At 53.8% G+C, this 10,736-nt stretch carries 14 protein-coding genes and 1 CRISPR repeat array; of the genes, 6 read left to right on the top strand and 8 right to left on the bottom strand.

From position 1 onward, the window contains the following. Window positions 1–25 precede the first annotated feature (25 nt). Window positions 26–358, top strand: a complete 333-nt coding sequence (locus BD01_RS08075; RefSeq protein WP_042691799.1) for a signal recognition particle protein Srp19 — start codon at window positions 26–28, stop codon at window positions 356–358. On the opposite strand, the gene BD01_RS08070 is transcribed toward BD01_RS08075, so the two are convergent. Continuing rightward, window positions 359–601: an Lrp/AsnC family transcriptional regulator gene (locus BD01_RS08070; protein ID WP_042691796.1), complete on the bottom strand. Its 243-nt coding sequence runs from the start codon at window positions 599–601 to the stop codon at window positions 359–361. Between the two features lie 109 nt (window positions 602–710). On the opposite strand from BD01_RS08070, the gene BD01_RS08065 reads away from it, so the two are divergent. Further along, window positions 711–2,873, top strand: a complete 2,163-nt coding sequence (locus tag BD01_RS08065) for an ATP-dependent DNA helicase (protein ID WP_042691795.1) — start codon at window positions 711–713, stop codon at window positions 2,871–2,873. A gap of 45 nt (window positions 2,874–2,918) precedes the next feature. Beyond that, window positions 2,919–3,491 carry a dephospho-CoA kinase gene (locus BD01_RS08060; RefSeq protein WP_042691793.1) on the top strand — a complete coding sequence of 191 codons (573 nt, stop codon included), beginning with the start codon at window positions 2,919–2,921 and terminating at the stop codon, window positions 3,489–3,491. On the opposite strand, the gene BD01_RS08055 is transcribed toward BD01_RS08060, so the two are convergent. Then, window positions 3,460–4,266, bottom strand: a complete 807-nt coding sequence (locus tag BD01_RS08055) for a ZIP family metal transporter (RefSeq protein ID WP_042691790.1) — start codon at window positions 4,264–4,266, stop codon at window positions 3,460–3,462. The two genes, BD01_RS08060 and BD01_RS08055, sit on opposite strands and share 32 nt — an antisense overlap. Window positions 4,267–4,336: 70 nt before the next feature. On the opposite strand from BD01_RS08055, the gene BD01_RS08050 reads away from it, so the two are divergent. From BD01_RS08050 to BD01_RS08040, 3 genes are all read left to right on the top strand, one after another. After that, entirely contained in the window at window positions 4,337–4,753 is a 417-nt protein-coding gene (locus tag BD01_RS08050) for an RNA-binding domain-containing protein (RefSeq protein ID WP_042691788.1), read from the top strand. Between the two features lie 466 nt (window positions 4,754–5,219). Continuing rightward, window positions 5,220–6,460: direct repeats of the CRISPR family, unit length 30 nt; unit sequence GTTGCAATAAGACTCGAGGAGAATTGAAAC. Between the two features lie 94 nt (window positions 6,461–6,554). Then, entirely contained in the window at window positions 6,555–6,755 is a 201-nt protein-coding gene (locus tag BD01_RS08045; protein WP_042691786.1) for a hypothetical protein, read from the top strand. After that, entirely contained in the window at window positions 6,752–7,237 is a 486-nt protein-coding gene (locus tag BD01_RS08040; protein WP_042691783.1) for a hypothetical protein, read from the top strand. Before BD01_RS08045 ends, BD01_RS08040 begins: the two co-directional genes overlap by 4 nt. A gap of 243 nt (window positions 7,238–7,480) precedes the next feature. Here the strand turns inward: BD01_RS08040 and BD01_RS08035 are convergent, their stop codons facing one another. The 6 genes from BD01_RS08035 to BD01_RS08010 are packed head-to-tail and all read right to left on the bottom strand — an operon-like array spanning window position 7,481 to window position 10,659. After that, window positions 7,481–8,758, bottom strand: a complete 1,278-nt coding sequence (locus tag BD01_RS08035) for an ABC transporter permease (RefSeq protein WP_042691780.1) — start codon at window positions 8,756–8,758, stop codon at window positions 7,481–7,483. Next, the gene (locus BD01_RS08030) at window positions 8,755–9,510 is read right to left on the bottom strand and encodes an ABC transporter ATP-binding protein (protein ID WP_042691778.1); all 756 of its coding nucleotides are present in this window, start codon (window positions 9,508–9,510) and stop codon (window positions 8,755–8,757) included. Before BD01_RS08030 ends, BD01_RS08035 begins: the two co-directional genes overlap by 4 nt. Continuing rightward, window positions 9,500–9,709: a helix-turn-helix transcriptional regulator gene (locus BD01_RS08025; RefSeq protein ID WP_042691776.1), complete on the bottom strand. Its 210-nt coding sequence runs from the start codon at window positions 9,707–9,709 to the stop codon at window positions 9,500–9,502. Before BD01_RS08025 ends, BD01_RS08030 begins: the two co-directional genes overlap by 11 nt. Continuing rightward, window positions 9,709–10,074: a hypothetical protein gene (locus BD01_RS08020; RefSeq protein WP_042691773.1), complete on the bottom strand. Its 366-nt coding sequence runs from the start codon at window positions 10,072–10,074 to the stop codon at window positions 9,709–9,711. The genes BD01_RS08025 and BD01_RS08020 overlap by 1 nt, the downstream gene beginning before the upstream one ends. After that, window positions 10,075–10,362 (bottom strand): DUF2178 domain-containing protein, encoded by a 288-nt coding sequence (locus BD01_RS08015; RefSeq protein WP_042691772.1) that lies wholly within the window; start codon window positions 10,360–10,362, stop codon window positions 10,075–10,077. Next, window positions 10,363–10,659 (bottom strand): DUF2178 domain-containing protein, encoded by a 297-nt coding sequence (locus BD01_RS08010; RefSeq protein ID WP_042691770.1) that lies wholly within the window; start codon window positions 10,657–10,659, stop codon window positions 10,363–10,365. Window positions 10,660–10,736 lie beyond the last annotated feature (77 nt).

Raw genomic sequence — 10,736 nt, 5'->3', positions numbered from 1 at the left:
CTTTTAAATCTTGCCGGGTGGGAAGATGAAGTTCGCGGTGTGGCCGAGCGAGCTCGACGCGAGACTCAGCAGGAAGTACGGGAGAACGGTTCCCAAGAACGTCGCGGTTGATGCTCCAAAGCTCTCCGAGATAGAGGACGCCGTTCTAATCCTCGGGATGAAGGTCATTGAAAAGGACCACAGCAAGCTCAACCCCCGTCTCTCGGGTCTCGACGAGGAGCTCAGAACCTACGGTTTTCTGAGGGTTGAGAGCCCCTACGGGAAGGGGAAGAGCCTCAAAATGATTGCGGAGAAGATTAGAGAACTCCGTTCGAGGGCAAAGTCCAAGAAGGGCAAGGCTAAGAGGAAGAGAAGGTAATCACTCCTCCTCCATCTCGACGACGATGGCGGTAGTGGTGTCTATAACGCCGTCGATGTTGTGGATGTCGTGGAGGATTCTCCTCGTCAGCTCACCGAGGTCCTTGGCCTCGATGTGGACGATGGCATCGTAGGGACCGGTGACGGCGTCGGCCTTGGTAACGCCCGGTATCTGCTTGAGGGCCTCGATAACGCTCTCAACTTTCCCAATTTCCACAGTCAACAAAACATACGACCTAACCATTGGCATCACCGCCGAAATTTTCTTCGCTCTTTAGTTGGAGCCCCGCTCATTTAAGCTTTTCGTAGCCCAAACCTATTTAACCGCTCCGTCAATAGGGGTTGCGGTCGAAATGAGGGTTGATGAACTTCCCGTTGACGAGAGGCTTAAGGCAGTCCTCAAGGAGAGGGGCATAGGGGAGCTCTACCCACCGCAGGCTGAAGCTTTGAAGAGCGGTGCCTTAGAGGGCAGAAACCTCGTTCTGGCAATCCCAACGGCGAGCGGAAAAACCCTCGTGAGCGAGATAGTCATGGTGGACAAGCTTCTCCGCGAGGGGGGTAAAGCCGTCTACCTCGTCCCCCTCAAGGCCCTCGCCGAGGAGAAGTACCGCGAGTTCAAGGAGTGGGAGAAGCTGGGCCTGAAGGTCGCGGCAACCACAGGAGACTACGACTCAACCGACGACTGGCTTGGGCGGTACGACATAATAGTCGCCACAGCTGAGAAGTTCGACTCCCTTCTCAGGCACGGCGCGAGGTGGATTGACGACGTTAAGCTCGTCGTTGCCGACGAGGTTCACCTAATCGGCTCCTACGACAGGGGCGCTACGCTCGAGATGATTCTAACCCACATGCTCGGCAGGGCGCAGATATTGGCCTTGAGCGCCACCGTCGGCAACGCGGAGGAGTTGGCTGAGTGGCTCGATGCATCGCTCGTCGTCAGCGACTGGAGACCGGTTCAGCTGAGGCGGGGAGTTTTCCACCTCGGAACGCTGGTCTGGGAGGACGGGAAAGTTGAGAGCTACCCCGAGAACTGGTACTCCCTCGTCACCGATGCCGTAAAGCGGGGCAAGGGCGCGCTCGTCTTCGTCAACACGAGGCGCTCGGCCGAGAAGGAAGCTTTAGCAATCTCGAAGCTCGTATCGTCTCACCTTACCAAGCCCGAGAAGCGGGCGTTGGAAAGCCTTGCCAATCAGCTCGAGGACAACCCCACGAGCGAGAAACTGAAGAGAGCCATTAAGGGCGGCGTCGCCTTCCACCACGCCGGACTGAGCAGGGTCGAGAGAACCCTCATCGAGGACGCCTTCCGGGAAGGTTTAATTAAGGTAATCACCGCGACGCCGACCCTCTCGGCTGGTGTGAATTTACCATCATTCAGAGTAATAATCCGCGACACCAAGCGCTACGCCGGCTTCGGCTGGACAGATATTCCCGTTCTGGAAATCCAGCAGATGATGGGAAGGGCCGGAAGGCCGAGGTACGACAAGTACGGCGAGGCGATAATAGTAGCGAGAACCGACGAGCCGGGCAAGCTTATGGAGCGCTACATCCGCGGGAAGCCCGAGAAGCTCTTCTCGATGCTCGCCAACGAGCAGGCCTTCAGGAGTCAGGTTTTGGCTTTAATCACGAACTTTGGCATTAAGAGCTTTTCTGAGCTCGTCCGCTTCCTTGAGAAAACCTTCTACGCCCACCAGAGGAAGGACTTGAGCTCGCTCGAGTACAAGGCGAAAGAGGTGGTCTACTTCCTCATAGAGAACGAGTTCATCGACCTTGACCTTGACGACAGTTTTATGCCGCTGCCCTTCGGCAAGAGAACTTCTCAGCTCTACATAGACCCGCTCACGGCCAAGAAGTTCAAGGACGCCTTTCCGGCAATCGAGCGGAATCCGAACCCCTTCGGAATCTTCCAGCTCATAGCCTCAACCCCCGATATGGCGACTTTAACAGCGAGGAGGCGCGAGATGGAGGACTACCTTGACCTGGCTTACGAGCTTGAGGACAAGCTCTACGCGAGCATACCCTACTACGAGGACTCGCGCTTCCAGGGCTTCCTCGGACAGGTGAAGACTGCGAAGGTTCTCCTCGACTGGATTAACGAGGTTCCCGAGGCGAGGATTTACGAGACATACCTCATAGACCCCGGCGACCTCTACCGGCTCCTTGAGTTGGCTGATTGGCTCATGTACTCGCTCATTGAGCTCTACAAGCTCTTCGAGCCGAAGGAGGAAATCCTTAACTACCTCCGCGACCTGCACCTTCGCCTGAGACACGGCGTTAGGGAAGAGCTCCTCGAACTCGTCAGGTTGCCGAACATCGGAAGGAAGAGGGCGAGAGCTCTCTACAACGCCGGCTTTAAGAGCGTTGAGGCGATAGCGAACGCGAAGCCTGCTGAACTCCTCGAAGTCGAGGGAATAGGTGCCAAAATCCTCGACGGAATCTACCGCTACCTCGGAATCGAGAAGAGAGTGGCTGAAGAAAAGCCGAAGAGAAAGGGAACGCTGGAGGACTTTCTTCGGTGAGGGTTATCTTTTTAAATCCCCTCCGAGCTACTCGGGGTGGGCTCAATGATAGTAATAGTCACTGGAATGCCCGGTTCTGGAAAGAGCAGGATTGTAAAGGAGTTCGAGAAGAGGGGCTTTCCCAGCGTTTCTCTCGGAGACATCGTGCGTGAGGAGACCCTAAAGCGTGGCCTCGAGCTCACCAAGGAAAACGTTGCCAAGGTCAGCATTCGCCTGAGACAGGAGCTCGGTCAGAACGCCGTTGCCAAGCTCGCGGTCGAGAAGGTGAGGGCCCTCTTAGAGGAGAGCCCGTTAGTGGTCATAGACGGCGTTCGCTCCCTCGACGAGGTGGGAACCTTCAGGGGGGCCTTTCCTGAGGAAGAAATCATCATCGTTGCTGTCCACACACCGCCGAAGCTCCGCTTCGAGAGGCTGAAGGCCAGGGGAAGGCACGATGACCCCCAGAACTGGGAGGACTTTGAGGAGAGGGACTGGAAGGAGCTCCGCTTTGGAATCGGTGGCGTTATAGCGATGGCCGACCACATGCTAATAAACGACGGGAGCAAAGAGGAATACGAGGAGAAAGTAGCTACCCTCGTCGGGGAAATCATCCGAGGGCTGAATCGAGGAGGAGCATGACGTAGAAGCCCGCGAAGAAGCCCAGCGTGACGAGGGTCTCGCTCTTCTCTCCCCTGTATATCTCCGGAATCATTTCCTTCACTGTGACGTAGAGCATTGCCCCTCCTGCGAGGCCGAGGCCGTAAGGTAGCGTCCAAGCGAAGGCAGTGAAGAAGACCGCGCCGAGGATTACCATGACCATCTCGGCCAAACCGCTCAGGACGCCGATGAGAACAGGGCCGAGGCTCTTCTTCTGTATGACCGCGAGCGGGAGCGAGACAACGGTTCCCTCGGGGAAGTCCTGTATACCTATCGCTATGGCCGTGATGAGGCCGACCTCGAGGTTGTAAACGAGGGACGTTCCAACCGCTAACCCCTCGGGCAGGTTGTGGATTATGAGCGCGAAAACGAGGAGCCAGACCTTCCTGAGGCGTTCCTTCATCCCCTTCGGCCCCTCATAGCCCCTAACGAGGTGCTCGTGGGGCAGAAGCCTGTCAACGGCGTAAATCAGCAGGACGCCGAGGGCTATTCCAAGGGCCACGGGCGGAAACCCGGCGCTCGCTATTCCCGGCAGAATGAGCGAGGTAAACGAGGCGACAATCATAACCCCGGCCGCGAAGCTGAGCGAGAAGTCAACGCCTTCAGCCGGAAGCTTTTTGGCGAAGAGGGCCACCATAGCTCCGAGCGATGTCATCAAAGCCACGAAGAGGCCCGCGTAGAAGGACACCCAGATTAGGCTTCCCCCGCTGATTTCGAGGAGGTACCTCGCGAGCCCCTCGATGAAACCTTCTAACATCTTTCGGCCACCCTAATTATCTGGGCGGTTGGGTTTATAAGCCTTCTTTCGACCTTAGCCCGGTGAGAGCATGGAGGAGCTGTTTGAGGAAGTCGAGCTTGAGGCGTACGTTTACCCGACCGAGGACATCGAGAAGGTAAAGAGAGCCATGCTGAACCTTGTGCCCGATTTGGAGTTCGAGGTCTTTGACAGGGGCGATTACGTAATCCTCACGGGGAAGACGAGGAGCAGGAAAGCCCTCAGCAGGCTCTATGAGCTTTTCAGAGGGCAGGCGATACTCGACACCGCGCGCTCCTTCCTCGAGGAGGGTTACTTCGGCGAGGAGATAATAGTCAAGGTGAACAAGCAGGCCGCTTACGCGGGAGTTGTGAACTTCAACGAGGAGAGCCCGCTCGGCCCGATAACGATAATAATCCGCACAAAGAACCCGAGGAAGCTCATGAAGTGGCTCGCTCCAAGGACGAAGGACGGCGTGCCGATTGAGTGACACCTCGACGAGTGCTGTTCTCCACAATTTTTCGGCTCGCGTTGGCCTTCCCTTTGAGAATGCTCTTACAGGCCCGCTCCGGAAATCGATTTTTGTGGTCATATAGACGTAACCTATCGGAACGGTTTTGTTGGTCTGTGTAACGAAATATTTTCGAACATTCCGAATGATGTCTTCCTGGCGCCTGAGCGACCGTAAAACCTGCTTAAATTGGATTGTTTCCAGGAGAAACGCAGGATAGCCGTTGGACGACCCAACAGAGGTCAGTAACACCTCGGGAAATCGCGGTAAGCTATTCCCTCGGCTGGGGGAAGCGCTAATCCGGGTTGTTCGCACTTGTGGGGGGTGCTCCTCGGGCGTTTGTACAACCAACAAAAGGCCAGGGTTAAAGTTCGATTTCCAGAAAGGCTTAAATATTGGACGGTCCGTCTTTTTCTGTTGGGCGAAAGGGCGAGTTTCGCGCCCTGTTGCAATAAGACTCGAGGAGAATTGAAACTTCCTTTCTCCTTTGGCCAAGGTTGCCAATCTTGATAGTTGCAATAAGACTCGAGGAGAATTGAAACTGCTGTTCTCGTTTGTTATAGTTATCGCTTGCCGGTATGTTGCAATAAGACTCGAGGAGAATTGAAACTGTTTACAAACTCTAGCTTATGCCACCCTGCCGACCTGTTGCAATAAGACTCGAGGAGAATTGAAACTCATGAAGTCGTCACGATTAAGGAAAAAGTGTAAAACGGTTGCAATAAGACTCGAGGAGAATTGAAACCTGTTTCTCAGTCATCAAGCCACGTCATACAAAATGGTTGCAATAAGACTCGAGGAGAATTGAAACCATGCATTTTCTCAAGCAGATAAAGAAACTGCCGAAGGGTTGCAATAAGACTCGAGGAGAATTGAAACAAGAATAGACTACCGCTTTTGTTGTCTTGTCCGCTACGTTGCAATAAGACTCGAGGAGAATTGAAACCGTTATGTCGCCCATCTCAACCCCACCTTAACCGCTTGTTGCAATAAGACTCGAGGAGAATTGAAACGCGTTGATGTAAACGATAGCCCCAAGACTAAGGCCTGAAGGTTGCAATAAGACTCGAGGAGAATTGAAACCTCGAAGATGACGATGAGGACCTCTCGGCCGTTCTCATGTTGCAATAAGACTCGAGGAGAATTGAAACTTCGCCGGCACTCTGACCATGTTGCCACTCAGGTCATAGAGTTGCAATAAGACTCGAGGAGAATTGAAACCCCTGCCGACTTCGACTACGAGGCGTGGAAGAAGAAGGTTGCAATAAGACTCGAGGAGAATTGAAACCTACGTGAAGCAAAGGGCAACGGACTACGTGCCCGAGTTGCAATAAGACTCGAGGAGAATTGAAACGCGGTAAAATCGGACGCGACGGTGAATGTTTACTATGTTGCAATAAGACTCGAGGAGAATTGAAACACGTTGGAGCTTTTGAAATGTCTATGATGAGCGAAGTTGCAATAAGACTCGAGGAGAATTGAAACCTGGTGCTGGCCATCTTCCTGCTGGTGGACGAGAAGGTTGCAATAAGACTCGAGGAGAATTGAAACATGGCTTCGCCCCACAGCCGGGGGACGTTAAGGTCGTGTTGCAATAAGACTCGAGGAGAATTGAAACGCAGGGAACGGAGGTGGAAAAAATGAAGGTGGTCGGACGTTGCAATAAGACTCGAGGAGAATTGAAAATCTAACTTCTTGATTTTTCCCCACCTATTGTCCGTTACATTCTACGGTAGAAGAATTTATAAAGGGGTCTCTTTACTGGATGCTGGTGGGACCGATGCTCAAGGTGCAGGTTCGCAAGCAAATCAAGAGGCAGAGGAAGAGGGGCAAGGTCTATAACGTCGAGCAGAGGCTTATTTACGTTCCCTCAAAGGCCGAGCTTCCCGATGAGGTTTACATCTTGACTCCAGAAGAACTCAGAGAGCTCGTCGAGCTGATTCCCGAGGAGAAGAGGCCGAGCTGGCTGGTGGCGGAATGAAGGCGCTTGTAATCTCTGTAGACAGAAGCAGGCAGAAAAGAACCATCTACGCGTTAGTTGAGGTAGATTACAACAATCTCAGACATATACGAGAGAAAGGCAGCTGGCTTAAGCACTTGGCGGAGCTTCCGAAGCAGGAGCGAAGGAACTACATTGCAAAATTCCCAGGCAGATTCGAAAAACTAAAACCCTATCTGGAGAAAATCATCATAACTCCCTTTTTGAGCGAGATTAAGGATGAGGTGGCTAACAAATCGGAGAATACTCGCATTCTAATTCTCGACGATGCCGTGCTTAAAAAGTTCAGCGAGTATTCAGGCCAAAAGAACGTTTTCAAGGAAAGTTTGGCTAAGAGAAGATACGAGTTCCGGCACGTTGTTCTTCTCACAGATAACCTCGCATACATCGGCCGCGAGATTTACGAGAAGAATCCTAATCCAAACGCTCTCAAGAAAGAACTGCGGAAAAGAGGAATACTATGAAGCCCCTCTCACGGTGCGTCCCCGGCTTCATAAGGGTCTGCCAGGGCCACCACTCGAAGGGCCCGCCAACTCCGTCCCTCAACGGGACTTCATGCTCATGCGGCTCATCGCCCGATATTCTAGCGGGCTCAACTTCATGTTATGCACTCGTACTTTTAAAGGTTTCTTAGCTCAACTCCAACACGCCAAATTCTCGTTGCAAACGCCGGGAACGTTCCACGGAAAAAGGAAAAGAAAACCCGCTCACTCTCTCCCCTTCCGCCTTCCCCACCCGAGCCTTGCGGTCAGGATTTTCTCGCTGGCGAAGACCCTCGCGGTTACGTAGAGCGTTGCACCGGCGACGATGGCGAGGTAAGCTATGCTCGCGCCGAGAGCCGTGTAGTCCTTCGCTATGAGGTAGCGGTAGTCCACGACAGGGTGAGTGAAGGGGCTGGCGAAGAGCAGGTACTTCCAGAGGGCCGGGAGCTGGCTGATATCAACGAACATCAGGACGAACGACGGGAAGGCGAGGGGCAGTATGACCGAGCTGACCACCGTGTTGGCGCTCTGAACGTCCTCGGCGAAGACAGCCAATAGCATCGCGAGGCTCAGCGAAAATGCTATCGTCAGGAAGACGACGACGCCGAAGAGTGCCATGCCGGTTGGTGTTATCGAGAGGCCGAGTTCACTCAGCGAGACGCCCGTCTGGGTCCCGAACCCCGCCATGTACTGCTTGAGGCCAATCATGTAAGCTAAGGCCGCTATAACGCCCATCACTGCCGTTCCAGTTATCTTCGATGCCACAATCGTCGTCCTTCTCACAGGGAGCGTCAGGAGCGTCTCAAGGGTTTTGTTCTCCTTTTCGCTTGCCACAGCTCCCGCCGACATCTGGGACGTTATCATGACCATCAGGAAGACTATGAGGGGCAGTCCGTAGGATTGGGAAGCCAGGACCTGCGAGACAACCGTTGGGGGAACGTCAACGATTCTGCCAAGGAGGTATGACTTGCTCTCCGCCCTTATCGGGTGCAGAACCGCGTCCGGGTTCTTCGCGCCGAGTTCCTGAACCTTGAGCTTCGCTATCTCCTCCGAGAGGACGTTTATCACGGCGTTAATCCTGCCCTCGCTCACGCTCTCCCTCATCCCCGAGCCAATCTCCTTGAAGACCCCGTATATCTGGACCGTCGCGGCTTCATCGGACTCAATGCTCTCGCTGAAGTTATGGGGAATCACGACCAGGACGTTTTGATTTTCCTGGAGTGCCTTTCTCAGGGCGTCGTCAACCGAACCCGCGCTTATGACGGTTACAGTGACGTTGGGGGTGACGTTTAGGGCCCTTATCAGCAACTCACCGTACTTTCCATCGTCGAAGTTGACTATTGCCACGTGCGTTTCCTTCGTCGCGCTTTCAAACCCGAACTGCATCATCTTTCCAAGGGCGGGATAGACGATAAGGGGCACGATTATGAGGCCGAAAATCAGCTTTCTGTCCCGCATCAGGTTCTTTATCTCCTTCTTGGCCAGGACGAGAAAATCGCTCATGAGCCCTCACCCCCGACCGGCTCTGGGATGCTCACGCCGATGGCCCTCATGAAGACCTCCTCGAGGTTCTCGGCGCCGTATTTGGTTTTCAGCTCCTCCGGCGTTCCAATTTCCACGATTCTTCCGCCGGCAATCATGGCAACGCGGTCGCAGAGGAACTCGACCTCAAGCATGTTGTGGCTTGAAATCAGGAACGTCGTTCCTTCGCTCCTCGCGAAGCGCCTTATCGTCTTCCTAATCTCGTAAGCGTTCACTATGTCGAGCCCGCTCGCCGGTTCGTCGAGGATTGCCAGCTTCGGCCTCATCATGAGGGCCCTCGCTATCAACAGCTTGCGCGTCATTCCCTTGGAGTACGTTGAGACCTTGTCGTCGAGCCTCTCCCCGAGGCCGGCGAGCTCAGCGCCGAGCTGGAGCATTTCCCGGGCTTTCCGCTCGTCTTTGGCGTAAAGCCTCGCCATGAACTCCAGGTACTCCCTCCCGGTGAGGTTCTTGTACGCTCCGGCCTCCTCTGGCAGATAACTTATCAGTGCCCTGACCCTGTCGGCTTCCTTGACGACGTCATAGCCCGCTATTTTCGCCGTCCCGCCGGTTGGCTTCAGGAGCGTTGCGAGGATTTTGAGGGTCGTGCTCTTTCCCGCTCCGTTCGGCCCGATGAGGCCGAATATCTCGCCCTCCCGGATGGAGAAGCTTACCCCCTTCAGGGCCTTGACCTTTCCGTAATCCTTCTCAAGGTTCTCAACCTCAACGAGCATTTTCATCACCCTCGTAGATGAAGATGTCCTCGATTTTAACGCCGAAGAACCGCGCTATCTTGAAGGCCAGCCTTAAGGAGGGGTCGTATTTCCCTTTCTCAATCGCAATAATCGTCTGCCTCGTAACTCCTAAGGCCCTTGCGAGCTCTTCTTGAGTTAGCCCTTTCGCCTCCCTAAGGTCGCGCAACCTGTTGCGCATCACATCACCCTCTCGTAGTAGGCTTTCAGAATTGCCGCGGCCAAAACGCCTGCAAGCAGGGGTAACATGAGCCACTTGGAAAGCAGAACTGCCGTTTCGCTGTCGTGGCCAATAAGCCATATCAGCTCGTAGCCGAAGACCACGAGACCAATCCCCATTCCGTTGTAGAGGCTCTTCATGGTTATCAGCTCTGTCCTCTCGTCGGTTATTGGTTCCCTCTTGTTATACACCCTCAGGAGGAGCAACACCCCGAGCCATGTGATTGTGAAGAAGAGCCAGCTCAGGTAGGTGTTTATCCCGGAATAGTAGCTCATCAGCAACATAGTCGCGAAGAGAAACAGGAAGTGGATTGTCTTGAATCCCATTCACATCACCTTTGCGTAGTGATACCTCAGTATGCTGTGTCCAAGAACGGCCACGGTGAATATAAGGGCCAGCAATAGGCTGGGGTTTATGCTTTCAAAAAGCTCCACTGTCACTAGAGAAGCTAGGAGTAGGGTCTGGACGATGATTAAGGTCACCTCAGAGGCCGCCTGGTTTATACGCCTCCCACGTTCGTCTTTCATTCCTTCGGTCTCCTTCATGAAGCGATAGAATGTGGTGCAGTAAATCAGGAGGGCCGCGATAAGGAGAACAATCACCGCCCAGTTCATTTACATCACCCTCGAGTAGTACACCTTTAAAAGAAGCCTCCCAACTGTGGCGGTGAGGAACGCAACCAATAGGAACGAGAACGCCGCTGTGCTGGTATCTCCGGCTATGAAAGCCGAGTACGCTACTCCCGCTCCACTCGTAATCTGAACAAAGTTGAGGGCCCAAAGGGAGGCTTTCTCTTCAATTCGCTCCGCCCTCTCATCACGCTGAAACCCTACGTTTCTTCTGTAAATGGTTGGAAGGTATAATCCCACCGCGAGGCCCACCAGGAGACCGAGCAATGAACCGGGTTCCATGCTCCCACCATGTAAAGTTTCCTTTACGTAAAGCTTCCTTTACATCCTTATAAGGCTTTCCCCTCAAAGCTTTTAAA

The sequence above is a fragment of the Thermococcus nautili genome (assembly GCF_000585495.1).
GTDB classification, from domain to species: domain Archaea; phylum Methanobacteriota_B; class Thermococci; order Thermococcales; family Thermococcaceae; genus Thermococcus; species Thermococcus nautili.
Note: the sequence above shows the minus strand (reverse complement) of the source record. Positions and strands in the feature narration are given on the sequence as shown.

Coding starts and splice junctions, on each gene's coding strand:
- BD01_RS08045 (WP_042691786.1), top strand. CDS start 6,555: ATGCTCAAGGTGCAGGTTCGCAAGCAAATCAAGAGGCAGAGGAAGAGG.
- BD01_RS08020 (WP_042691773.1), bottom strand. CDS start 10,074: ATGGGATTCAAGACAATCCACTTCCTGTTTCTCTTCGCGACTATGTTG.
- BD01_RS08065 (WP_042691795.1), top strand. CDS start 711: ATGAGGGTTGATGAACTTCCCGTTGACGAGAGGCTTAAGGCAGTCCTC.
- BD01_RS08015 (WP_042691772.1), bottom strand. CDS start 10,362: ATGAACTGGGCGGTGATTGTTCTCCTTATCGCGGCCCTCCTGATTTAC.
- BD01_RS08050 (WP_042691788.1), top strand. CDS start 4,337: ATGGAGGAGCTGTTTGAGGAAGTCGAGCTTGAGGCGTACGTTTACCCG.
- BD01_RS08070 (WP_042691796.1), bottom strand. CDS start 601: ATGGTTAGGTCGTATGTTTTGTTGACTGTGGAAATTGGGAAAGTTGAG.
- BD01_RS08030 (WP_042691778.1), bottom strand. CDS start 9,510: ATGCTCGTTGAGGTTGAGAACCTTGAGAAGGATTACGGAAAGGTCAAG.
- BD01_RS08035 (WP_042691780.1), bottom strand. CDS start 8,758: ATGAGCGATTTTCTCGTCCTGGCCAAGAAGGAGATAAAGAACCTGATG.
- BD01_RS08075 (WP_042691799.1), top strand. CDS start 26: ATGAAGTTCGCGGTGTGGCCGAGCGAGCTCGACGCGAGACTCAGCAGG.
- BD01_RS08025 (WP_042691776.1), bottom strand. CDS start 9,709: ATGCGCAACAGGTTGCGCGACCTTAGGGAGGCGAAAGGGCTAACTCAA.
- BD01_RS08055 (WP_042691790.1), bottom strand. CDS start 4,266: ATGTTAGAAGGTTTCATCGAGGGGCTCGCGAGGTACCTCCTCGAAATC.
- BD01_RS08010 (WP_042691770.1), bottom strand. CDS start 10,659: ATGGAACCCGGTTCATTGCTCGGTCTCCTGGTGGGCCTCGCGGTGGGA.
- BD01_RS08040 (WP_042691783.1), top strand. CDS start 6,752: ATGAAGGCGCTTGTAATCTCTGTAGACAGAAGCAGGCAGAAAAGAACC.
- BD01_RS08060 (WP_042691793.1), top strand. CDS start 2,919: ATGATAGTAATAGTCACTGGAATGCCCGGTTCTGGAAAGAGCAGGATT.